19 protein-coding genes are annotated in these 23882 nt (G+C 43.3%); 14 read left to right on the top strand and 5 right to left on the bottom strand.

Annotated features, from left to right (window positions below; genetic code table 11):
• Positions 1-252 precede the first annotated feature (252 nt).
• Positions 253-1653, top strand: a complete 1401-nt coding sequence (locus PSF16_RS06040; protein WP_272688966.1) for a glutamate decarboxylase — start codon at positions 253-255, stop codon at positions 1651-1653.
• Positions 1654-1729: 76 nt separating this feature from the next.
• Positions 1730-3268: a glutamate:gamma-aminobutyrate antiporter gene (gene gadC / locus PSF16_RS06035; RefSeq protein WP_006663179.1), complete on the top strand. Its 1539-nt coding sequence runs from the start codon at positions 1730-1732 to the stop codon at positions 3266-3268.
• Between the two features lie 62 nt (positions 3269-3330).
• Here the strand turns inward: gadC and ppc are convergent, their stop codons facing one another.
• The 3 genes from ppc to metB all read right to left on the bottom strand — a co-directional run bounded on the left by ppc (position 3331) and on the right by metB (position 9964).
• A complete protein-coding gene (gene ppc / locus PSF16_RS06030) occupies positions 3331-5970 on the bottom strand; it encodes a phosphoenolpyruvate carboxylase (RefSeq protein ID WP_272688965.1) in 2640 nt (879 codons plus the stop codon).
• A 380-nt stretch (positions 5971-6350) separates the two neighbouring features.
• Entirely contained in the window at positions 6351-8792 is a 2442-nt protein-coding gene (locus tag PSF16_RS06025; RefSeq protein ID WP_272688964.1) for a bifunctional aspartate kinase/homoserine dehydrogenase II, read from the bottom strand.
• A gap of 17 nt (positions 8793-8809) precedes the next feature.
• On the bottom strand, positions 8810-9964 hold the full coding sequence (gene metB / locus PSF16_RS06020) for a cystathionine gamma-synthase (RefSeq protein ID WP_006660506.1): 1155 nt from the start codon (positions 9962-9964) through the stop codon (positions 8810-8812).
• Positions 9965-10290: 326 nt separating this feature from the next.
• Between metB and metJ the strand changes: the two genes are divergently transcribed.
• The 4 genes from metJ (at position 10291) to PSF16_RS06000 (ending at position 13480) form a co-directional block, all read left to right on the top strand.
• On the top strand, positions 10291-10608 hold the full coding sequence (gene metJ / locus PSF16_RS06015; RefSeq protein WP_272688963.1) for a met regulon transcriptional regulator MetJ: 318 nt from the start codon (positions 10291-10293) through the stop codon (positions 10606-10608).
• A gap of 363 nt (positions 10609-10971) precedes the next feature.
• Entirely contained in the window at positions 10972-11697 is a 726-nt protein-coding gene (locus PSF16_RS06010; protein ID WP_272688962.1) for an outer membrane protein, read from the top strand.
• 266 nt (positions 11698-11963) lie between these two features.
• Positions 11964-12677, top strand: coding sequence for an outer membrane protein (locus PSF16_RS06005; protein WP_272688961.1), 714 nt, complete (start codon positions 11964-11966; stop codon positions 12675-12677).
• A gap of 68 nt (positions 12678-12745) precedes the next feature.
• Complete coding sequence (locus tag PSF16_RS06000; protein ID WP_006660510.1) at positions 12746-13480, top strand: outer membrane protein; 735 nt, start codon at positions 12746-12748, stop codon at positions 13478-13480.
• A 100-nt stretch (positions 13481-13580) separates the two neighbouring features.
• On the opposite strand, the gene rpmE is transcribed toward PSF16_RS06000, so the two are convergent.
• Positions 13581-13796: a 50S ribosomal protein L31 gene (rpmE, locus tag PSF16_RS05995; RefSeq protein ID WP_004265313.1), complete on the bottom strand. Its 216-nt coding sequence runs from the start codon at positions 13794-13796 to the stop codon at positions 13581-13583.
• A 225-nt stretch (positions 13797-14021) separates the two neighbouring features.
• On the opposite strand from rpmE, the gene priA reads away from it, so the two are divergent.
• The 7 genes from priA to rraA all read left to right on the top strand — a co-directional run bounded on the left by priA (position 14022) and on the right by rraA (position 22220).
• Positions 14022-16220, top strand: coding sequence for a primosomal protein N' (gene priA / locus PSF16_RS05990; protein WP_154601264.1), 2199 nt, complete (start codon positions 14022-14024; stop codon positions 16218-16220).
• Between the two features lie 287 nt (positions 16221-16507).
• A complete protein-coding gene (cytR, locus tag PSF16_RS05985) occupies positions 16508-17536 on the top strand; it encodes a DNA-binding transcriptional regulator CytR (RefSeq protein WP_006663185.1) in 1029 nt (342 codons plus the stop codon).
• 72 nt (positions 17537-17608) lie between these two features.
• Positions 17609-18448, top strand: a complete 840-nt coding sequence (ftsN, locus tag PSF16_RS05980) for a cell division protein FtsN (protein ID WP_006663186.1) — start codon at positions 17609-17611, stop codon at positions 18446-18448.
• Positions 18449-18616: 168 nt separating this feature from the next.
• Complete coding sequence (gene hslV, locus PSF16_RS05975) at positions 18617-19147, top strand: ATP-dependent protease subunit HslV (RefSeq protein WP_006660514.1); 531 nt, start codon at positions 18617-18619, stop codon at positions 19145-19147.
• A gap of 11 nt (positions 19148-19158) precedes the next feature.
• The gene (gene hslU, locus PSF16_RS05970; protein WP_006660515.1) at positions 19159-20493 is read left to right on the top strand and encodes an HslU--HslV peptidase ATPase subunit; all 1335 of its coding nucleotides are present in this window, start codon (positions 19159-19161) and stop codon (positions 20491-20493) included.
• 171 nt (positions 20494-20664) lie between these two features.
• The gene (locus tag PSF16_RS05965; RefSeq protein ID WP_006660516.1) at positions 20665-21582 is read left to right on the top strand and encodes a 1,4-dihydroxy-2-naphthoate polyprenyltransferase; all 918 of its coding nucleotides are present in this window, start codon (positions 20665-20667) and stop codon (positions 21580-21582) included.
• Between the two features lie 119 nt (positions 21583-21701).
• Positions 21702-22220, top strand: coding sequence for a ribonuclease E activity regulator RraA (gene rraA / locus PSF16_RS05960; RefSeq protein ID WP_006660517.1), 519 nt, complete (start codon positions 21702-21704; stop codon positions 22218-22220).
• A gap of 237 nt (positions 22221-22457) precedes the next feature.
• Here the strand turns inward: rraA and zapB are convergent, their stop codons facing one another.
• Complete coding sequence (gene zapB, locus PSF16_RS05955; protein WP_006660518.1) at positions 22458-22697, bottom strand: cell division protein ZapB; 240 nt, start codon at positions 22695-22697, stop codon at positions 22458-22460.
• Positions 22698-23001: 304 nt separating this feature from the next.
• Between zapB and PSF16_RS05950 the strand changes: the two genes are divergently transcribed.
• On the top strand, positions 23002-23832 hold the full coding sequence (locus PSF16_RS05950) for an MIP/aquaporin family protein (RefSeq protein WP_154631825.1): 831 nt from the start codon (positions 23002-23004) through the stop codon (positions 23830-23832).
• The last annotated feature ends 50 nt before the right edge of the window (positions 23833-23882 follow it).

Below are 23882 nucleotides of genomic sequence, written 5' to 3'. Positions count from 1 at the left end.
GATACAGCTCACTTTTTCACATTAAATGACTTAGTGAAATTTCAAATTAACAGCGTTGTAAAATTGTTACTTTGGATTAACTTCAAATTTAAATTATATTTACTATGAAAACAAACCATCAAAATAACCACGATTGAAATAAGACTTTTCCTTAAATGACTTTATTCTAATTTATTTTTATGCTTATATGAAAATATAAGTTCACTGATCCTTCCTAGTAATACTGTCTCAATTATTGAGGAGATTCGTTGTATGAATAATAAATCAGTATCTTCAAAATATAGTGAATTAGATGATATATATGCATCACTTGATTTATCCCAATCATTACCAAAATCGAAATTCCCAACCAAAGAAAGCGACCCACGAAATGTCTTTAGTGCGGTGCGTGATGAGTTAATGCTAGATGGTAATTCCCGACAAAACTTAGCGACATTTTGCCAAACATGGGTTGATGATGAAATTCGCAGTTTGATGGATCTCTCTATCGACAAAAACATGATTGATAAAGATGAATATCCACAAACTGCCGAAATTGAAAATCGTTGTGTGCATATGCTAGCCGATTTATGGCACTCCCCTGATGCACTCAATACATTAGGTTGTTCAACCATTGGTTCTTCTGAAGCGGCAATGTTGGGCGGTTTAGCGTTAAAATGGCAATGGCGTAAAAAACAAGCCGCCAAAGGAAAACCGACCGATAAACCCAATTTAATTTGTGGTCCAGTACAAATCTGCTGGCATAAATTTGCGCGTTATTTTGATGTCGAACTGCGTGAGATCCCACTGGAAGGCGACCGCCTGATTATGAGCCCTGAAGAGGTCATCAAACGTGTCGATGAAAACACTATCGGTGTTGTTCCAACATTAGGTGTGACCTTCACTTGCCAATATGAACCCGTCAAAGCCGTACATGATGCACTGGATAAACTGCAAAAAGAGACGGGCTTAGATATTCCTATTCACGTGGATGGGGCAAGTGGTGGTTTCCTCGCACCTTTCTGCGCGCCGACATTGGAATGGGATTTCCGTTTACCACGCGTCAAATCCATCAACTCCTCTGGGCACAAATTCGGTTTAGCGCCATTAGGTGCTGGATGGGTTGTTTGGCGTGAAGCGAAAGATCTCCCTGAAGAGCTTATTTTCAATGTGAACTATCTTGGCGGTAACATGCCAACTTTCGCCTTGAACTTCTCTCGTCCTGGTGGGCAAATTATTGCTCAATACTACAATTTCCTACGCCTTGGTCGCGAAGGCTACGCAAAAATTCATAATGCGTGTTATGCCACCGCTCAATATCTCGCCCGTGAAATTGAAAAACTGGGTCCATTTGAGATGATTTTTGATGGCGATAGTGCCAAAGGTATCCCTGCACTTGCATGGAAATTAAAAGATGGCGTAAAAAACAGTAACTACTCTTTATACGATATTGCTGACAAATTACGTAGTCGCGGTTGGCAAGTTCCTGCCTACTCAATGCCTGCAAACCGCGAAGATCTGGTTATCCAACGTATTCTCGTCCGTCATGGTGTTAGCCTAGACCTTGCCTCATTACTCATTGAAGACTTCAAGCGTACTCTCGAATATTTCGAGAAACACCCAGTCAGTACACCACTTTCTGAAGAAGAAAGCGGTGGATTCAATCACAGCTAATCCTTAGTCGTTTATCCAGTCGGCGTATCCATTCGTGCGCCGACTGATTTCAGAAACATATGACAGGAGAATGAGCATGGCGACGTCAACAGCAGCTCCGGCCGCAAAACAACTCACCTTGTTAGGTTTTTTTGCGATCACCGCTTCCATGGTGATGGCAGTCTATGAATATCCGACATTCGCCACATCGGGTTTCAGTTTAGTCTTCTTTTTACTCTTGGGGGGATTACTGTGGTTTATTCCTGTTGCCCTCTGCGCTGCCGAAATGGCAACTGTTGAAGGCTGGGAGGAAGGCGGTATTTTCGCGTGGGTTTCCAACACATTGGGAGAACGTTGGGGATTTGCAGCTATTTCATTTGGCTATCTACAAATTGCGATAGGGTTCATTCCGATGCTGTACTTTGTGCTCGGGGCACTATCCTATATTTTAAATTGGCCTGAATTAAACACCGACCCCATCACCAAAACTATCGGCGCACTGGTGATTTTATGGGTACTCGCTTTTACCCAATTTGGTGGTACAAAATATACAGCCAGCATCGCAAAAGTCGGTTTCTTTGCTGGGATTTTATTACCCGCTCTAATTCTCGTTGGATTAGCAATCAGCTATCTCGCGAGCGGTGCACCTTTAGCTATCGAGATGAGCACAAAAACGTTTATTCCTGATTTCACACAAATCGGCACCTTAGTCGTCTTTGTGGCGTTTATCCTGAGTTACATGGGAGTCGAAGCTTCTGCAACTCACGTTAATGAGATGAAGAATCCTGGGCGAGATTACCCAGCAGCAATGTTTTTACTGATGATTGCAGCAATTTGCCTCAGTTCAATTGGTGGGTTATCTGTTGCTGCGGTGATCCCAAACAGTGAAATCAACCTGTCTGCTGGTGTGGTACAAACCTTTGAAGTGCTCGTTAGCCACTTTAATTCAACCCTAGATTGGGCAGTACGAATTATTGCCGCTTTACTGTTACTGGGTGTATTAGCAGAAATTGCATCTTGGATTGTGGGACCTTCCCGTGGGATGTATGTGGCTGCCCAGAAAGGCATTCTGCCGAAAAGCTTTGCGAAAGTGAATAAAAATGGCGTGCCCGTCACATTAGTTATTTCACAATTGCTGATCACCACGGTTGCCATTATTGTGCTAACCAATACAGGTGGCGGCGGAAACATGTCCTTCCTTATCGCCTTAGCGTTAACTGTGGTTATTTATCTGTGTAGCTACTTTATGCTGTTCTTGGGTTATATGCATTTAGTCTGCAAACAATCTGATAAAAAACGGGCATTCAACATTCCGGGCGGTAATGGTCTTAAATTGTTAATCGCCGTTGTTGGATTGGTCATTTCAATTTTGGCTTTCGTTGTGTCGTTCTTCCCACCAAGCTCATTACCGGGTGGCGCAGATGACACTACTTACGTCACACTGCTAGCCGTGAGTTTTGTGATAATCTTCCTGCTACCTTTTGTGATTTATGCTTTCCATAATAAAGCCGGAAAATCCACTAACGTTTCCATGGTGCACATCAAAACCCACAATGCCCCCGCAAACCATTTCTTTATCCATCCACGGGCGCGTTCTCCTTATCATTTAATTCATAATGATAAGAACAAAAAATAACCCTCGACCATAAACTAAAAAGGCTGCCAATTGGCAGCCTTTTTACTGACAGTAATTAATTGCTAACCTGTATTACGCATACCCGCTGCAACACCAGCAATCGTCACCATCAACGCTTGTTCCACACGAGGGTCTGGATGCTCTTGCTGACGAGAACGCTGAAGTAATTCTGCTTGAAGTACGTTAAGTGGGTCGGTATAGACGTTACGCAGTGCGATGGATTCAGCGATCCACGGTAAATCTGCCATAAGGGCTTCGTCTTTAGACACCGCCAATACGCTCTTAATATCTTCCGATAACTGGTCACGTAGTTTTTGCCCTAACGGCCATAAGCGTTTTTCCACGAGGCAATGGTCATAGTATTCCGCCAGCCATAAATCCGCTTTCGCATACACCATTTCTAACATCGCAATACGCGTTTTGAAGAATGTCCACTCTTGCCACATTTCATCAAGAACGGCTTGCTTGCCTTCTTTTTCAATAACATGTTTCAGTGCTGCCCCAGCACCTAACCATGCAGGTAACATTAGACGGTTTTGCGTCCAAGCAAAAATCCAAGGGATCGCACGCAGCGTTTCTACCCCACCTGTAGGACGGCGTTTTGCAGGTCGAGAACCTAATGGTAATTTACCTAATTCCAATTCAGGCGTTGCGGCTCGGAAATAAGAAACAAAGTCGGGTTGTTCGCGGACATAATCACGATACATCGCGCAGGAGACATCCGACAGGGAATTCATCACCGATTTCCACGCTTCTTTAGGTTCCGGTGGTGGCAGTAGGTTAGCTTCGAGGATTGCACTTGCATACATCGCCAAGCTGCTAATGGTTACTTGCGGTAAACCAAACTTAAAGCGAATCATCTCGCCCTGTTCCGTCACACGCAATCCACCTTTTAGGCTTCCCGGAGGTTGAGAAAGCAACGCAGAATGTGCAGGTGCACCGCCTCGACCAATGGTGCCGCCGCGACCGTGGAACAGTGTCAGTTTCACACCTTCTTTGTCACACAGTTTAATCAACGCATCTTGCGCACGGTATTGCGCCCATGATGCCGCCATCACCCCGGCATCTTTCGCGGAGTCTGAATAACCAATCATCACCATTTGGCGATCGTCAATCAGATCTCGATACCACTCAATACTGAGCAGCTTGGTCATCACACTTTCCGCGTTATTTAAATCTTCCAGCGTTTCAAATAGGGGTGCAACTGGCAATTTGATTGAGGCGCCAGCTTCTTTTAGCAGCAATTTCACGGCTAAAACATCGGATGGTACTTTTGCCATTGAGATCACGTAAGCGGCAATGGAATCATTCTTCGCTTTGGCAATGACGCGACACGTTTCGAATACTTCTTGCGTTTCTGGCGTTGGTTGCCAGTTTTGTGGGATCAATGGACGACGCGATTGCAGCTCGGTCAGTAAGAAATCTTGTTTCTCTTGTTCAGACCAATCGCCATAATTACCCAGCCCTAAATATTCAGTCAGCTCAGACAACGCATCGGTATGACGAGTGCTCTCTTGGCGCACATCGATACGCACTAATTGCAGACCAAAACTGCGGATACGACGTAAAGTATCTAACAATGAGCCATTAGCAATAATGCTCATGTTGCAGGCCACCAAAGATTGGTAGCAAGCGTATAGCGGATCCCATAATTGGGCATTATCCGTCAGTAAATCTGCGGGAGGCAGGACTTGCTCGCCCTTCACGCGGCGTTCCAAATATTCCAATGTAGAGAATAACTGACTACGCAAATTTTTGGCTATTTGACGATAAGGTTCATCCACCTCATCACCGCCCGCCAGCGCACGCAACTCAGGCGTTGCTTCCGTCATGGAAAGCTCAGACACCAGCACTTGAATATCTTTTAAGAATAAATCAGCGGCTTTCCAACGACTTAATAATAAAACATGGCGGGTCACTTCAGCGGTGACGTTCGGGTTACCATCACGGTCACCGCCCATCCATGAGGTAAAGCGAATGGGGTTTGCTTCAACAGGTAATTGTGCGCCAATCGATTCTTCGAGCTGTTCGTTGAATTCCCGTAAAAATGCAGGAACACCTTCCCATAAGGAATTTTCAACCACGGCAAAACCCCATTTCGCTTCATCAATGGGTGTTGGACGAATTTTACGGATTTCATCAGTATGCCAAGATTGTGCCACCAGCTGACGTAAACGGCGCATGATATTGTTACGCTCGTAGTCGGCTAAATCATCATGATCGAGCTGGGATAAACAGGTGTTCACCTCAACCAATTTATGAATTAAAGTGCGGCGCGCAATTTCTGTTGGGTGAGCGGTGAGAACTAATTCGATAGAAAGCTCTTCAACCGCTTTTTGAATATCTTCGTGGCTAAAATCGTGCTCTTTCAAGCGCCCAAATAGCTTTTGCAGGGCAACAGGATTGCTGGCCGCTTCGCCATGAGGAGAAATACTGTGGTACTGCTCTGCCACGTTGGTTAAGTTTAAGAATTGGTTAAATGCCCTCGCAACAGGAAGTAGCTCATCGTTAGTGAGTGTTTGCAAGGTCATTAATAATTTTTGGCGCTGAACTTCATTACCTGCACGGGAGGATTTGGATAGCTTACGAATGGACTCAACCTTGTCGAGGATATCTTCACCAAGAGCGTCTTTGATGGTATCACCGAGTAGCTTACCCAACATACTGACATTACTGCGCATTGCGGAATATTGCTGATTCATGGGACTCCTGATCTTGTGCTGTTGGCAGGATGCCACCCCGCTTCTGGTGAACGGTTAACAAACTGCGCTGGATTTCCTGTAATAAAATTTCAGTCGGCTAGAATTATGTTTTGTGATGCAGACCGCGAATTTCACCCTGTACCCTATATTCATATCAGAAAAAAAGTGCTTTGGGTGATTTTTATGAAATTTAATTACAGCTCTATTTTTATTAATTTTTCTTATTTAAGTATTGTTTCAGCGCAATCTATCGTCGATTCAGCACTTTTAAGTCATGAATCTTACTTAAGAATAAAATAGGAATGAGAAAATTTGAGAAACAGCGTTAGCGCACGAGTCAATCTACCCCGTGCGCCTTGGATAATAACGGGTAATGCCGTTTATAAAAGCTGAGAAAGTCGATTCAGGTCTGACTGAATTGCACCGGCAGTCACATCTCGTCCAGCCCCCGGACCACGAATGACTAATGGGTTATCACGGTACCAACGGCTTTCTATCGCAAATACGTTGTCGCCCGGCAATAAAGACGCAAGAGGATGCTCAGGTTTAACCGCCTCAACCCCCACTTTCGCTTTGCCTTTTACCGCATCAAAACGCGCCACGTAACGCAGAACCAGTCCCAATTCACGTGCTGCTTCTAAGCGCTGCTGCATCTGCTCGTTAATCACCGCACTGTTTTCGAAGAATTCATCCAGTGAACCCGTTTCGGCTTGCGCTGGCACTAAAGATTCCACACGAACCTCATCAGGTTCAATGTCATAGCCCGCTTCTCGCGCTAAAATAATCAGCTTGCGCATAACATCTTGCCCAGACAAATCAATGCGAGGATCTGGCTCCGTTAATCCTTGTTGCCACGCTTGCTCCACTAATTCACTGAATGGCACCGAGCCATCAAATTGTAAGAATAACCATGATAATGTCCCAGAGAAGATCCCGCTGATCGCCAAAATGGCATCACCGCTTTCTTTGAGATCACGCACGGCGTAGTTGATCGGTAAGCCAGCACCAACAGTTGCATTGTACAGCCAGTGGCGCCCTGTTTTGGCGAATGCATCACGAATGTCACGATACTGCTGAGTGGGTGCCGCACCCGCTATCTTATTTGCACTGATCACATGGAAACCGTAACTGGCAAAATCCACATAACTATTAGCCAATTCACCACTGGCCGTCACATCCAACACAATCAAGTCATCGTATGGGTGTGCTCGCATCCATAAAAACAGATTATCGTCCTGATGCTCCACCGCTTCATCATCAAAGAAGGCTAACGCACGACTTGGATCAATACCTTGGTAATTCAGTAAGCTACGGCGGCTATCGACAACTCCCGCCAGCACAAAATCAAAATCACTGCGTGCTGAAATATTTTGCTGCTCGACTGAAAACAGCTCTAGCCAACGAGCTCCGATATTGCCTTTCCCAAACAACACTAAGCCAATACGCTTTTCGGCGCGGAATAAGCTTTGGTGCATTCCTTGAATAATATGTTCAGTTTGATTAGTACGCAGTACCGCAACTAAGCTAATGCCATCTTCTGAGTGCCAGATAAACTCAACCGGCTGTCCTTTGAGTTCTTCATAGAAACGGTGGCTGTGCAGTGGTTTTTTACACACGCCAGCACCGACCAGAGCGACCAGAGAAAAACCTTCACGTAATGAAAGCGACCCCGGTAGCGCAGCTTCTTCCAACACATTCAATGCGCTTTCCACCACTTCTGAGGTGTAGCAAAGCTGCAAAATTGCACGATCGTGGTGGATGCCCCGCGCCAGTGGGCGAAGCTGTACGCGCTTTAATAATAAATCCACATCTTTGCAAATCTGATTAAAGTCGCGGCCTGCTGCAATACGCAACTCAATTAAGCAAACATCATTGTGACTAGTGACAATTTTTGCGCCTGTACCCGATGCTAATACACGCTCAATTTTAGTCGAGCCTTGTTCTGGCTGGTAGCTACAGCGCAGCTGCAAATCAATATTACTGACCGAAACGGGCTGTAAAGTACGCGTGTGCAATACAAGTGCAGCAAGGCGAGCCAATTCACTCGCTTCATCTAAACGTAAAAGTGGGAGCAAACACGCATCCTTGACCTTACGAGGGTCGGCGCTGTATACCCCTGCGACATCACTCCAAATCGTCACTTTATCCACATCCGCTAATGCCCCAACTTGGGTTGCGGAATAGTCGCTACCATTACGACCTAAAAGGACAGTTTCACCTTTTTGGTTACGGGAAATAAAGCCTGTTACCACAAGACGGCGTTGCGGATATTGCACGAGTAGTTGCTGTAACAGCTGGCGAGACTGAATTTCATCCACTTGAGGCTGAGCCGCTCTTTCTGCACGTAGAAATGCGCGTGCATCCAACCAAGCGCTTGCCATATCAAACTGTTCTAGTACAGCGGACATGAGCCGTGCAGACCAAATTTCACCGTGTCCGACGACTTCAGCATAAGTGGCATCATTGATGGGTTTGTCCAATAAACTGCTGAGTCGCTCTAAATCTGCGATAAAAAGTGAATTTAATTCGTCTGCCTGCGCTTCCGGTAATAAACCGGTGATCAAATCTTGTTGATAACGGCGCAGTGTTTGCTGCACTTGATGAGCCGAAATGCGGTCACTCTGACTCAATTTTAGCCAACTAATCAGCTGGTTTGTGGTACTCCCTGCCGCAGAAACAACCATTAAATCGCCGGGTTGGCTATAGTTCGCCATAATGGTAGCAACACGCTGATAACATTTCACATCAGCTAAACTACTTCCCCCAAACTTATGTAACTGTCGGTGACAAGGGATCACCTCAAATGCTGTTATTGCACTCATCAAAAACTCCGCTAACGTTATGACGCAACCTTAAATGCGTGGCTCAAATCTGCGATAAGATCCTGACTATCTTCTAGACCAACCGAAATGCGCAGTAAACTATCCGTAATACCTGCTGCAGCTCGCGCTTCAGAAGACATGCCGGCATGGGTCATGGTCGCCGTATGGGAAATCAAGGTTTCTACACCACCGAGAGATTCCGCTAATGTAAATAGAGTCAGCGCATGTAAAAATTGACGAATTTGCGCTGCATCTCCTGCAAATTCAAAACTTAACATTGCCCCAAAACCTGCTTGTTGTGCGGCAGCAATGTGATGTCCAGGATGATCACTCAAAGCAGGATAATATATTTTCTTCACCAGTGGCTGAGTTTTAAGATATTTTACGATTTCACCCGCATTGGATTGCTGCTGTTTTATACGAGGTAGTAATGTTCTCATGCCTCGAAGTAATAAATAACTGTCGAATGCGCCCCCAGTGACACCAATATTATTCGCCCACCATGCTAATTCTAGAGCCCATTTCTCTTCCTTGGCAATCACAGCCCCCGCAATAATATCTGAATGACCATTAAGATATTTTGTACAAGAATGTACAACAAAATCAGCGCCTAACGCTAACGGTTGCTGTAATGCGGGACTTAAAAAGGTGTTGTCCACCACCACGAGTGCCCCGACTTGGTGCGCTAATGCTGCAATATGCTGGATATCGTAAATTCTCAGGAGGGGGTTACTGGGTGTTTCGATGAGGACAAGTTTCGGCTTTTTCGCCAGCGCAGCTTGCAATGCTGACTCATCGCTTTGATCTACAAATTCAACCTGATAAGCTCCCTTTTGGCTCAAGCTGTTGAACAATCGATAACTTCCGCCATAACAGTCATGAGGGGCAACGAGCAGATCGCCCGGCTGCAATAATACCGTGCATAATAGATGGAGAGCTGACATTCCACTGTTAGTCATTACGGCACCACTTCCCCCTTCCAGCTGCGCCAGTGTCCGCTGTACGATATCTCGCCCAGGATTACCACGACGAGAATAGTCATGCGCTCTCGGCTCATTAAAATCGGTAAAGTTATAGGTGCTGGATAAATAGATGGGAGGGACAACGCAACCAAATTGCGAGTCTTCATTCAGTCCATTATGTATCGCGATAGTGGATGGCTTGTATGTCATAAACGTCTCTCCAAGTATGGGATAGCTCAAATCATACTCAAAGCAAATTTAGACGTCAACATGTCCGGACGTCTAAACCTCTTTACGTTTATAACAACTAATGGAATAATCAGCCATAATAATTATGTGCCAATGGATAGTTGAATCCCGTTTCTGGCGCAATAATGGCTTTAATTTATTGATTATTAAATGTATTTAATAATGATTTATGCCATTTGCTCTTAACCTGTATGCCGAGAATGTCTTGAAAAAAATTCATCTTCAGAATTTTGAAATGGGCACTCGCATATGACTTTTATTATTAATGAACATATCCAAGGTATCTCATGGCTGAATGGAATGGTGAATATGTCAGTCCGTATGCTGAACATGGCAAAAAAAGCGAGCAAGTCAAAAAAATCACAGTATCTATTCCTTTAAAGGTACTAAAAATTTTGACGGATGAACGTACACGTCGTCAGGTCAATAACTTGCGCCACGCAACTAACAGTGAGTTACTGTGCGAAGCCTTTTTGCATGCGTTTACTGGTCAACCGCTGCCAGATGATGATGATTTGCGTAAAGAGCGTAATGATGAGATTCCTGAAGCAGCAAAAGGAATCATGCGCGAGCTCGGTATTGACCCAGATACTTGGGAATATTAAATCCCTCGGCAATTTTTTAACACTCGACACGCAAATGCGAGTCGAGTGTGGTCCACCCTACGCTTTATCTAGTCATATCCCTCATTAATTCTCATTATCTTCATACTGTTAAGCAAACTCATTTACTGCCGATAACCAATGTGCACTTATCATCACGGGTTAATCTCTCAAACCTTTAATTCGTCAAATAAAGTGTGATTATTTTTTCCTATAAAGGTTATTTTTACAGCCAAGTGCTTAATGATATTAAAAATAATAAAGCATGCTGTGTATAACAATTTTATAGGAATACAGCATAGATAAAAAAATCGTTATCTATACTCATATTGCGCGATCCGATTACACAGCTAAATGGAATTTATAATGAAAAAAATTATTGCGGTATCTTTACTCAATTTAGTGTCTAACACAGCCATTGCGGGCGTAGAAAGCCTGTATGTTTCAGGTAAAATGGGCGCTTCCATTGTTCAAGTATCAAACCAAAAATGGTTAACCAGTGATAACGAATTTGAAAAAACCAATCTCGGAAATACTCATGATTCGGTTTTCGGTGGCAATATCGCCGTCGGTTATGACTTTGCTAAAACCACTAAGTTACCTATCCGTACTGAACTTGAATTTGGCATGAGAGAAAAAGCATCAACAAATCATAATCTTGAATCGTTCAATGACCCAGGAGTTCTCAGCAGTTCCGATGACGTCAAAACGGACATCACATTAAATACTGTGATGGTCAATACCTACTATGATTTTAAGAATGCCACTAAATTTACCCCATATGTCAGCGTTGGGTTGGGCATGGCGAGTATCAACCATAAAATGCGCTATGACTATAATGAGCATATTGTGAGTTTGAATCAGTATACTCATGAGCAATATACCCAATCCAAAACCACCAATAACTTTGCATGGAGCGTTGGGTTAGGTTCGCAATATCGAGTGAATAACCATTTTTCGATAGATATGGGATATCGCTTCTTAGATGCAGGGAAGTCTGAAGCGAATTACTACGCAGATGACCAAAAAAACACGTCAAAAGTAAAAGTGAGAAGCCACGATATTATGTTTGGTGTAACTTACCGTTTCTAAGTATTTTTCGTACGCATCTTAATCTATTGTTCAATGATGATTTAGATGTATTTATTTTACTTTAATCACCATTATTATCCAACAATCAGTATATGATGGTGATTTAATTCAAAAAATAATAAAAATCAATACATAAAACTAACGAATATTCTCTTTCTCACCTATTTATAGGTATATACCTTGAATTTTCCAATTCAATCATAAAACAAACCATTTCACTTATAATATTATTATATTCAAGAAAAATGTTTAATTGGAGTAATTAAATGAAAAGTATATTTATAATTACCTGCGGTCTATTTACAAGCCTAGCTGTAGCGAATAATAATAACGGATTATATTTATCGGGAAAAATCGGAGATTCAATTGTTAATTTTCATAATTCTAAAGTAATAACATCATCTCCTAGCGGAAATGGTCCGGAATATCATGATAAAAATGAAAATGACTCAGTCTTTTCTGGAAGCATTTCTTTAGGTTATGACTTTCATGAAAAATTCAACATTTCAGCACGTTCAGAATTAGAACTTTCAATGAGAGAAAAAGCTGAAACACAATATCATGCTTATGGTCCAGATGAGTTTGGTATTTCAGCTAACATCAAAAACAATGCTCGAGTGAATACATTCATGTTCAATAACTATTATGATTTCAAAAATCAAACATCATTTACACCATATATTTCAATAGGTTTAGGGTTAGCTCGTGTAGATTACAACCGAGTTTTATCAACAACTATCTATACACCTACTGATGTTTTAAATTCATCCAAAACTAGCACTATTAATAACTTTGCATGGGCTTTAGGAGCTGGCACTCAATACACAATTAATAATAACCTAGCTTTGGATGTAAGCTATCGTTTTCTCGATGCTGGGAAATATCAAATTTCCGAAACAGATTTAGCCGGTAATAAAGACAAAACAGAAACTAATATCAGGACTCACGATATTATGCTCGGATTAGTATACCGTTTCTAATTTATCTATATTGTCTAGCATCTTAATTATCGTTAAGGTGTCATTCACTCATGGATAAGGGCATAATAATGAAAAATTTACTTTTAGCTTTGAGTTGCTTGTTGTTTGCTAATTTAGCAATAGCATCCAGTCATAATGGTGTTTATATATCAAGTAAAATTGGTGTATCGGTATTGAATATGTATGATTCTAAATTCGAATACAGTAATGAAAAAAAATCTGATTTCAGAGCCTTAAAATTTAATGATAAAAGTCACCCTGCTTTTGGTAATTTTATCGGTATTGGCTATGATTTTTATGACCAATTTTCAGTACCTATACGCACTGAGCTAGAAGTGGGTATGCGAGGGAAAGTTAGCGATACGCACAGCCTTAATGCACTTTCCACCGTTCCAAATAGTTCCGCGGATATGAAAAACGAAGCCACACTGACCACACTAATGCTAAATGGTTATTATGATATGAAAAACCAAACCGCATTTATGCCTTATATTTCCTTTGGACTTGGACTAGCCAGTACTCGCTATGAGAATACACAACACTCTGAGTTTGAAATTTTTGGCCTCAAACAAAATTCTAACCAATCAAGATCTGAGAGGATTAATAAATTAGCTTGGAGCTTAGGAATGGGCGGTCGATATGCTTTCAGTGACAACCTCTCATTTGACTTGGGCTATCGATTTACCGAAGCCGGTAAATATAAAATATCCATGCCAAATTCTTTCGACAAAGATGCCACGGACACCTCAACCATAAACCTAGCCAGCCACGATTTTATGTTTGGTGTTGTTTACCGATTCTAACATCAAGATATACGCTAGTTTTAAGCAATAAAAAAACCTGTTCAATGAACAGGTTTTTTTTACTGAATACGTTAAATCAACTTCAACGTGACAGGTTCGATTACTTTTTAGAACCTGGGATGCTGAAACGCTGGTTGAAGCGATCAACACGACCACCAGTAGCAACATCACGTTGTTTACCAGTATAGAACGGGTGGCAGTTACCACAAACGTCCAGGTTCAGAGAGTGACCAGCTGTTGAGTTAATTTTCATTACGTTGCCGCAAGAACAAGTTGCAGTAACTTCTTCGTATTTCGGGTGAATACCTTTTTTCATGGGAGAACCTCTAATAAGGCCGTGTCGCCATTCCAGCCCTAACGCCGGACACCACACGTCGTGTTGATTAAATTTAGTTTATTGGCAAAACAAAATTAATTGATACCAAAGGCGGCGGATCATACAGAAAATCTGTTTATCACGCAATGAAAATAGCGTGCTTTTTATGTTACTCTAACAGAATACCTTCATATTTTTGTACAAAAAACGGACGGAAATCCAGCTATGATCGTCGTTCAGGTGGCGTTACCTGTTCCTTTAAATCGCACATTTGATTATCTCTTGGGCTCAAATATGCCTATCCCCGTCATTGGTGGACGAGTCATGGTCCCTTTTGGTAAGCGCCAAGCCCTTGGTGTGGTGGTCAATCTGAGCGATAAAAGCGAGTTTCCCGAAGACCAATTAAAAACCGTGGAACTGGTTTTGGATTCACAAACTCTGTTTCCAGATGATCTCTGGCAGCTTTTATTGTGGTCGTCTCAATACTACCATTATCCTATTGGCGAAGTGCTATTCCATGCGATGCCAACCTTACTACGCCAAGGGAAACCAGCCGAATTTACGCCAATTTGGCAATGGCAAGTCACTGAAGAAGGCAACGCTGCGGATCTTAATGAACTAAAGCGATCCCCAAAACAGCAACAAGCTTTAGCATTATTACGTCGCCGCCCTATTTATCGTCATCAAGTTGGGGAATTAGAGATCAGTGAAAGTGCCTTACAGGCACTAAAGAAAAAACAGTACGCTGAATTACATCCCGTTCAACCTGTTGCTGAAAAGTGGCAGTCTCAATTTGCAGTGAGTGGCGAACGTTTACGACTCAATAGCGAACAAGCCACCGCCGTAGGTGCTATCCGTGCAGAAGATAATCATTTTTCACCTTGGCTATTAGCAGGGATCACGGGTTCAGGAAAAACCGAGGTGTACCTGAGCGTCTTGGAAAATATTCTAGCTCAAGGTAAGCAAGCACTGGTTCTAGTACCCGAAATTGGGCTAACGCCACAAACCATTAATCGATTTCGAGAACGTTTTAATGTACCTGTTGATGTGCTGCACTCCGCACTGAATGATAGTGAGCGCCTAGCTGTTTGGTTACGAGCTAAACAAGGGTCTAATGGCATTATTATTGGAACGCGCTCCGCACTGTTCACACCCTTTGCCCATCTGGGCATCATTATTATCGATGAAGAGCATGACAGTTCTTATAAGCAACAAGATGGCTGGCGTTATCATGCCCGTGATTTAGCCGTATTTCGCGCCAAAAAAGAAAATATTCCCATCATCATGGGAACCGCAACGCCGTCGTTAGAGACCTTGAGTAACGTCCAGCAAAATAAGTATCGGCAATTAAATTTGACGATTCGAGCCGGTAACGCGCGTCCGGCAGAGCAGCATTTAATTGACTTAAAAGGTCAACCCCTCAAGTTTGGGTTATCCCATTTACTGATTCAACACATTAAAAATCATCTCTCACAAAATAATCAGGTCATTTTATTTCTAAATCGACGAGGTTATTCACCCGCCCTTATCTGTCATGAGTGTGGCTGGATAGCAGAATGCCAGCGTTGCGATCACTACTACACCCTTCACCAAAATTTTCATCAGTTACGCTGCCATCACTGCGATAGCCAGCGACCTGTTCCACGTCAATGTCCGCAATGCGGTTCAACCCACTTAGTCCCTGTTGGTATGGGAACGGAACAGTTGGAAGAAGGTATTTCGGAATTATTCCCAGATGTACCCGTGACTCGTATCGACCGTGATACCACAAGCCGTAAAGGGGAATTAGAGCAACATTTAAACGCGGTGCATGAAGGCGGTGCACGCATTCTGATCGGCACACAAATGTTAGCAAAGGGACACCATTTTCCGGATGTCACCCTCGTGGCGCTGCTGGATGTTGACGGTGCACTATTTTCAAGTGATTTCAGAGCCGCAGAACGCTTCGCACAATTGTACGTGCAAGTGTCGGGGCGAGCAGGGCGAGCAGGCAAACAAGGGGAAGTCTTCTTACAGACCCATCATCCCGAACACCCTCTTCTACTGACTTTGCTAGAAAGTGGTTATGACGCCTTCTCCGCAGAAGCGCTCGAAGAGCGTCGAGTCGCCATGTTGCCCCCATTCACCAGCCATATTTTGATCCGTTCTGAAGATCATAATAATCAGGATGCGAGACAGTTTTTACAAAATGTCCGCCACTATATTAGTCAGCACCCGCAAAGCGACTCCCGATTATGGATTTTAGGTCCAGCGCCCTCCATTCAGGCAAAACGCGGCGGACGTTTTCGTTGGCAGCTGCTACTACAGCATCCATCACGCGCTTATCTTCAACAATTTATGGCGCAACTATTGCCTGAGTTACTAAAACAGCCGGAAAGTCGCAAAGTGAAATGGAATATTGATGTGGACCCTACTGACGGTTAATCATGCTATTTACCTGAGTTTTGAGTAATGTAACTCGCTGACAATCATCACTAAACATTCTTTTTCGCTATAATCTCATGCATTCAGAATTTGGATTAAGTGATTATCACTATAACTATTTTTTAAATTTGCGAGGCAGCTCTAAAAAATGATGCAAGTCACACTTTTTATGTAAACTAGGTAACAGATATTATTGTGAAACTCATTAGAATGTCTTTTAATTAGCTAAATGACGTGTTTGCGCCATTCAAAAAAAGCAATCGATTAACTAGACAAAGGAAGGCGTTGTGGAAAGTAAAAAGCACAATAATACGGCGACCATGAAAGATGTCGCTAGCGCAGCAGGAGTATCAACCGCGACAGTTTCTCGGACGTTGATGAATCCTGAAAAAGTCTCCCTACAAACACGTCAAAAAGTTGAGCAAGCTGTCTTAGACGTGGGTTATTATCCCCATAACCTCGCCCGCAGCTATAAACGCAATGAATCCAAAACCATTCTGGCGATCGTCCCAGACATTAGCGATCCTTTCTTCAGTGATGTGATCTGTGGTATTGAAGAAATCGCCGCCCACGAAGGTTACTTCGTGCTCATTGGTGATTGTAAACATCAACAAAAACAAGAAAATGCCTTTATCAACCTTATCATCACTAAGCAAATTGATGGCATGGTATTGCTTGGCTCTAACTTACCGTTTGATGTGTCAACAGAAGAGCAAAAAAACCTACCACCAATTGTTATGGCGAACGAATTTGCCCCAGAGTTAAAACTTCCCACCGTGCATATTGATAACCTCACGGCGTCTTTCAATGCTACCCACTACCTATTAAAGCAAGGGCATAAACGCATTGCGTGCATTGCGGGTCCTGAAGAGATGCCCCATAGCCAATATCGCTTAGAAGGGTACAAAAAAGCGATGCTACGTACTGGTGAAGGGCTTAGAGAAAACTATATTGTGCGCGGCGATTTTTCCCATGAAAGCGGCGCCGAAGCATTAAAAACATTGCTTTCACTGCCCGAACCACCAACCGCTGTTTTTTGCCATACTGATATCATGGCATTCGGAGCCATGTGGCAAGCGAAAAAAATGGGTCTAAAAATTCCAGAGGATATCTCGTTTATCGGTTTTGATAACCTTGAGCAAGCAAAATATACGTTACCCGCACTGACGACAATCAATCACCCTCGTAGGGAAATTGGTCGCCATGCGATGCTATTGCTGCTAGAACAGCTACAAGGAAATAGTGTCACCCCAGGTTCTCGTCTCCTAGATTCTGATTTAATCGTTAGAGAGAGTACAAAAGCGCCTAAATGCTAGGCAAAATCGTTAAGGTTAAGTAACATATGCCTAAAATAACGATTTACAACTGACAACTAGTGAATTAATAGCGTGGCACAAAAAGATTATGTAGCTCGAGGACGGTCGTCCGCTCGCAAAAAAAGCAAAGGCAAATCGAAGAAAGCCCAAGGGCTACCATTAACCACGTTACTTGTGGCGGTTGCTATTGTCGTCTTATTCGTAGGAGGGCTATTCTTTATTACTCACAATAAAAAAGACGCTCCTCAAGCGAATCTCCCAACTCAAGCTGCAAAACCGGGTAGCACGCTGCCACCTAAACCTGAAGAACCTTGGCGCTATAAAAGAGAGCTCGAGGAGCCTTGGCAAGATTATACTTCGCCGGCACAACCAAACACGAATAGTGGTAATATTCGTCAGTCTGATCTCACCACCGAACAGCGCCAATTATTAGAGCAAATGGACTCCGATCGTCGCCAGCCAGTGACGAATCTGCAAGAGGTTCCATTTAATGGTAAACCTGTTCCGCGCTCACAAGTGGTCATCAACGAACCGGTAAAATCAATTGAAACACCGACGCAGCGTAAACCTTCTGTGGTTGAACCAAAACCGGAGACACGCCCAGCCGCACCAGTTCAGCAGGCTCAAGCGGCAATAAAACCCGAACCTAAATCCGAGCCTAAGCCCGAAACGACCCCTGTGAATAAAATGCAGAATATGATCGTGCAATGTGGTTCATTCAAAACGGCTGAGCAAGCAGAATCTGTACGTGCAACCCTTGCCTTTGCTGGAATTGAAAGCCGCGTCACCACTGGTGGTGGCTGGCATCGCATCATGTTAGGACCTTATTCTAAGTCCACCGCCGAAAGCATGCGCGACCGCGCGGCAGGTGTTGGCGTGAGTGGTTGCATTCTTCGCGCTTCTGGGGGTTGAAAAATCCCCTCACCTCCCCCATCTACTGTTTTAACGTACTCGTAAGCAGTTATTTTTGAGCTAAATCTCTTTCAAGTGATAGTGAATAACTCACTATCACTTGAAATTTATCTATCAAAAAACGAAATCAACTGCATTCTTTTTGTAACAAAAACCAGGGGCTAACTCATGACAACAATCGTAAGTGTTCGCCGTAATGGCCAAGTTGTAATCGGTGGTGATGGACAGGCGACGATGGGTAACACCGTCATGAAAGGCAATGTCCGCAAAGTGCGCCGTTTATATAACGACAAAGTCATTGCAGGATTTGCCGGTGGCACCGCAGATGCATTCACTCTCTTTGAACTGTTCGAACGTAAGCTTGAACTCCATCAAGGACATCTCACTAAAGCGGCGGTGGAATTAGCCAAAGATTGGCGTACCGACCGTATGCTTCGCAAACTTGAAGCGCTGCTTGCCGTCGCAGATGAACACACTTCATTAATTATTACGGGTAATGGTGACGTTGTTCAGCCTGAAAATGACCTAATTGCTATTGGATCCGGTGGTCCATACGCACAATCAGCTGCACGCGCCTTACTCGAAAATACAGATTTAAGCGCCCGCGAAATCGCAGAAAAAGCCCTCGCGATTGCGGGAGATATCTGTATTTACACCAACCATAATGTCAACTTTGAAGAAATTTCTTCAAAATCATAAGGATTGCTAGCATGTCCGAAATGACTCCACGCGAAATTGTCAGCGAACTCGACAACCATATTATTGGCCAACATAAAGCTAAACGCTCTGTTGCTATCGCCCTGCGTAACCGCTGGCGCCGTATGCAATTAAATGAGCATCTACGCCATGAAGTGACCCCAAAAAATATTCTGATGATTGGTCCTACTGGGGTAGGTAAAACCGAAATCGCGCGCCGCTTAGCGAAACTAGCCAATGCGCCATTCATCAAAGTTGAAGCAACTAAATTCACCGAAGTGGGTTATGTTGGTAAAGAAGTTGACTCCATCATCCGCGATCTTACTGATTCCGCAGTAAAAATGGTGCGCTTACAATCTATCGAGAAAAACCGTTACCGCGCAGAAGAAATGGCGGAAGAACGTATTCTTGATGTCTTAATCCCACCAGCAAAAAATAACTGGGGGCAAGCAGAGCCGGTTGATGAACAATCACCAGCACGCCAAGCATTCCGTAAGAAATTACGTGAAGGTCAGCTAGACGATAAAGAAATTGAAATTGAAGTCTCTGCGGCACCTATGGGCGTTGAAATCATGGCTCCTCCGGGCATGGAAGAGATGACCAACCAACTGCAATCTATGTTCCAGAACCTAGCAGGTCAAAAACAGAAGCCTCGTAAGATGAAAATCAAAGAAGCTTTCAAACTGCTGGTGGAAGAAGAAGCTGCAAAACTGGTTAACCCAGAAGAACTAAAAGAACAAGCGATTGAAGCCGTTGAGCAAAATGGTATCGTGTTTATTGATGAATTCGACAAAATCTGTAAACGCGGCGGTCAAAGTTCTGGTCCAGATGTTTCCCGCGAAGGGGTTCAGCGTGACCTACTACCACTAATCGAAGGCTGCACCATCTCAACCAAACACGGTATGGTTAAAACTGACCACATCCTATTTATCGCGTCTGGTGCATTCCAAGTCTCTAGCCCATCAGACTTGATCCCTGAACTGCAAGGTCGTCTGCCGATTCGCGTTGAACTAGAAGCACTAACGACGGAAGATTTCGAGCGCATCCTAACTGAACCGAATGCATCATTGACTGAACAGTACAAAGCGCTGATGGCAACCGAAGGTGTTAGTATTGAATTTACCGCTGATGGGATTCGCAAAATTGCAGAATCTGCATGGCAAGTGAATGAATCAACTGAAAATATCGGTGCTCGTCGCTTACATACCGTACTAGAACGTCTGATGGAAGATATCTCTTTCGATGCAAGTGAGCGTGATGGACAAAGCATTACGATTGATGCTGAGTATGTCCGTCAACACTTAGACGAACTCGTTGCGGATGAAGATCTGAGTAGATTTATTTTATAATCTTATTAATTATCAGGTTTTCATGTATCCTTACAAAGTGCAGCTAAAATGCTGCACTTTTGACATATTGAACCCAACTTAATAAAAACATTTACTCTCAATAATTCAAATGGTCACTCAGCAACAAGCCACGTTACCCATTGAAATATCCGAGTACGGTGAATAAATTACATGAACTCATCTTCAATCAGCCGCAAACAAGCTTGGCTAGAAAGTTTACGACCAAAAACCCTGCCATTAGGGGTGATTGCCATCGTGACAGGCTCTGCATTGACCTATTTTACTGGCAACTTTAAGTGGCCAGTGGCTCTGCTTTCAATCATTACAGCAGGCTTATTGCAAATTTTATCAAACCTCGCAAATGATTATGGTGACGCCGTCAAAGGCTCAGATACCGCTGAACGTATTGGTCCCTTGCGAGGTATGCAAAAAGGGATTATCACCAAAGAAGATATGAAAAAAGCCCTGAAGCTCAATATCTTCGCGGCTTGCCTTTCTGGTCTATTACTGATTATTGTCGCGTGCGAAAAGCCGGAAGATGCTATCGGATTTCTTGGCTTAGGGTTAGTCGCAATTGTCGCCGCAATTACCTATACCGTCGGTAAAAAACCCTACGGCTATCTTGGTCTGGGTGATATTTCCGTTCTGATTTTCTTTGGTTGGTTAAGTGTGATTGGCACATTTTACCTGCAAGCCAACAGCTTTAATGTCATCACTATTCTGCCAGCTACTGCCTGTGGATTACTGTCGGTTGCAGTATTAAATATCAATAATATGCGTGATATCGAGAACGATGTTAAAGCGGGTAAAAACACGTTAGCCGTGCGTTTAGGTCCACAAGGTGCCCGCATATACCACGCGATCCTTATCATCGTCTCAATCTTATGTTTGGTCTTTTTTAATTTAATCTACTTAACGGGTTGGGCTGGTTGGCTATTTTTACTGGCAGTACCGATGCTAATGAACCATGTTCGTAAAGTCCTTGCTGATCCTACCCCTGAAGGAATGCGCCCAATGTTAGAAAACATGGTAAAAACCGCGTTAGTAACCAACGTTTTATTCTCCCTTGGCGTTATTCTGAGCAAATAGTCTTAATTATTTGCTGTTTTTTTGACTTTTCCCGCCTATTTTTTGGCGGGAATTTTGCCAATCAGTAACGAAAAGGGATATACTGACCATCCTCTTGCAGCAAAAAAGACCTAAATCCTATGAAATATGATACTTCCGAACTCTGCGACATCTACCAAGAAAGCGTTAATGTAGTAGAACCTTTATTCTCCAACTTTGGTGGACGTACTTCATTTGGCGGTCAAATCATTACAGTAAAATGCTTTGAAGATAATGGCATTCTGTATGATTTGCTGGAAGAAGACGGCCATGGTCGCATCTTGCTTGTTGATGGCGGAGGCTCAGTGCGTAAAGCGCTGATTGATGCTGAACTCGCTCGACTCGCGGTAGACAATGGCTGGGAAGGTATTGTTGTTTACGGTGCCGTCCGTCAAGTCGATGCATTAATGGAGTTAGACCTCGGCATTCAAGCCGTTGCAGCAATTCCTGCGGGCTGCCCTGATGAAGGGGTTGGCGAAAGCGATATCCGTGTCAATTTTGGCGGTGTAACGTTCTTCTCTGGCGATTATCTGTATGCCGATAACACGGGCATGATCTTATCCGAAGAACCACTGACCCAAGCAGCCAACGACGATTTCGACGAAGCCATCGACGAATAATCCCCACCAAATTCCAAAAAAAGGCAGATATCACTATCTGCCTTTTTCTTTTCTGTTTTCCGCTTTCTGTTTTTCTACTACTTTTTACATCTTTCAGAAAACACTCCTCTGCATTCCCAAAATAATTCGAGTCACAGGTAGGCGGCGAGTGGAGGATATCCCGATGAGCATACACAAGTATGTGATTCGGGTATCCAAACGAAGCCAACACCCCTGTGGCTTGAAGTATGAAGGGAATTAGACTTCTTCCATCTTGCCAAGAAGAGTACGTAAACGCTCCTGCCAAGTTGCCTGCTCTTGCTTCAGTTGTTCATTCTCACGAACCAAAGACTCAGTACCTGACTTAGTCGCTTGCAACTCTTGGTTTAATGCACCGTTTTGTTCTTTTAGTTCATCAATTTCCATTTGTAATAATGCGATGGTATCAATGGCTTGTTGAACTTTAGATTCTAGTTTCTCAAATACTTCAAATGACATGTTCTGATCTCCCTTATGAGCGCTTTCCCCCGATTGTAAGTAGCATGATCCTCTCTGTCCAGTGACTTACACTTGATTACAAACATTATTCTTTTAATTGTTGAGAGAGTGACTATTCAAATGTTTGAATTCGACCTTAAAAATGATTGTTTGTTTTCGTTTTTTGGTGATTTGACACACAGTTTTTACAAACAGCAATATTCGATTATCTTTTTTCCCGCTAAATTAACAGAATAAATTTTTGTAACGAAAATTATACTCGTGCAAAACGCCTATCTTAACAACTATTGCAGGATGAACATTTATGAGCAAAATAACGCCTTCAACACTGACGGGTCAGTGTATATCGGAATTTTTGGGTACTGCTCTGTTGGTTTTTTTTGGTCTAGGATGTGTCGCAGCAGTACGTATTGCAGGTGCTCAATTAGGTCTTTGGGAAATTAGTGTGATTTGGGGCTTCGGTGTTGCACTTGCCGTTTACCTGACTGCGGGAATTTCTGGTGCCCACTTAAACCCAGCCGTCACATTGGCATTATGGCTATTTGCTTGTTTTGATAAGCGAAAAGTTGTTCCTTACATTATCGCTCAAATGCTAGGGGGTTTCTGTGCCGCCGCCTTAGTGTATTCGATGTACTCCCCTGTTTTTTTCGATTACGAGCAAGTTCACCATATTGTCCGTGGTACACAAGAAAGTTTATTTACCGCAGGTGTCTTCTCCACATACCCTGCCCCACAAATCAGCGTGCTCCATGCTTTCTTTATTGAAGTCGTGATTGCAGCCATTTTAGTCTGCTTAATTTTAGGTTTAACCGATGATGGTAACGGTGTACCTAAAGGTCCACTCGCACCATTACTCATTGGTATCTTAATTGCTGTTATCGGTGGCTCTTTTGGTCCACTGACTGGATTCGCCTTAAACCCAGCCCGTGACTTTGGTCCAAAAGTCGTGGCTTATTTAGCGGGATGGGGTGATATTGCGCTAACAGGCGGACGTGATATTCCTTATTTCCTTGTCCCATTGACTGCACCGATTGTTGGTGGTCTGCTAGGGGCATTCGGTTACCGTAAATTAATTGGTCGCCATCTACCTTGCATGACATGTGAGTCTGATGAAGAAGAGAAAAAAACCTCTTAATACCGCTTCTTATTCCCAAACAATGTTTAACCATTGCTGAACAGGTTTAA

The organism is Providencia sp. PROV033 (assembly GCF_028484855.1).
In the GTDB taxonomy this organism is placed as follows: Bacteria; Pseudomonadota; Gammaproteobacteria; order Enterobacterales; family Enterobacteriaceae; genus Providencia; species Providencia alcalifaciens.
The sequence above is the reverse complement of the archived record's forward strand: the minus strand, read 5'-3'. Positions and strand labels throughout refer to the sequence as shown.

What these genes read in the sequence shown, in the direction of transcription:
- PSF16_RS06010 (WP_272688962.1), top strand. Translation starts at nt 10,972, where the DNA reads ATGAAAAAAATTATTGCGGTATCTTTACTCAATTTAGTGTCTAACACA.
- PSF16_RS06005 (WP_272688961.1), top strand. Translation starts at nt 11,964, where the DNA reads ATGAAAAGTATATTTATAATTACCTGCGGTCTATTTACAAGCCTAGCT.
- rraA (WP_006660517.1), top strand. Translation starts at nt 21,702, where the DNA reads ATGAAATATGATACTTCCGAACTCTGCGACATCTACCAAGAAAGCGTT.
- rpmE (WP_004265313.1), bottom strand. Translation starts at nt 13,796, where the DNA reads ATGAAAAAAGGTATTCACCCGAAATACGAAGAAGTTACTGCAACTTGT.
- hslU (WP_006660515.1), top strand. Translation starts at nt 19,159, where the DNA reads ATGTCCGAAATGACTCCACGCGAAATTGTCAGCGAACTCGACAACCAT.
- gadC (WP_006663179.1), top strand. Translation starts at nt 1,730, where the DNA reads ATGGCGACGTCAACAGCAGCTCCGGCCGCAAAACAACTCACCTTGTTA.
- priA (WP_154601264.1), top strand. Translation starts at nt 14,022, where the DNA reads ATGATCGTCGTTCAGGTGGCGTTACCTGTTCCTTTAAATCGCACATTT.
- PSF16_RS05950 (WP_154631825.1), top strand. Translation starts at nt 23,002, where the DNA reads ATGAGCAAAATAACGCCTTCAACACTGACGGGTCAGTGTATATCGGAA.
- ppc (WP_272688965.1), bottom strand. Translation starts at nt 5,970, where the DNA reads ATGAATCAGCAATATTCCGCAATGCGCAGTAATGTCAGTATGTTGGGT.
- PSF16_RS06040 (WP_272688966.1), top strand. Translation starts at nt 253, where the DNA reads ATGAATAATAAATCAGTATCTTCAAAATATAGTGAATTAGATGATATA.
- PSF16_RS05965 (WP_006660516.1), top strand. Translation starts at nt 20,665, where the DNA reads ATGAACTCATCTTCAATCAGCCGCAAACAAGCTTGGCTAGAAAGTTTA.
- PSF16_RS06025 (WP_272688964.1), bottom strand. Translation starts at nt 8,792, where the DNA reads ATGAGTGCAATAACAGCATTTGAGGTGATCCCTTGTCACCGACAGTTA.
- PSF16_RS06000 (WP_006660510.1), top strand. Translation starts at nt 12,746, where the DNA reads ATGAAAAATTTACTTTTAGCTTTGAGTTGCTTGTTGTTTGCTAATTTA.
- metB (WP_006660506.1), bottom strand. Translation starts at nt 9,964, where the DNA reads ATGACATACAAGCCATCCACTATCGCGATACATAATGGACTGAATGAA.
- hslV (WP_006660514.1), top strand. Translation starts at nt 18,617, where the DNA reads ATGACAACAATCGTAAGTGTTCGCCGTAATGGCCAAGTTGTAATCGGT.
- metJ (WP_272688963.1), top strand. Translation starts at nt 10,291, where the DNA reads ATGGCTGAATGGAATGGTGAATATGTCAGTCCGTATGCTGAACATGGC.
- zapB (WP_006660518.1), bottom strand. Translation starts at nt 22,697, where the DNA reads ATGTCATTTGAAGTATTTGAGAAACTAGAATCTAAAGTTCAACAAGCC.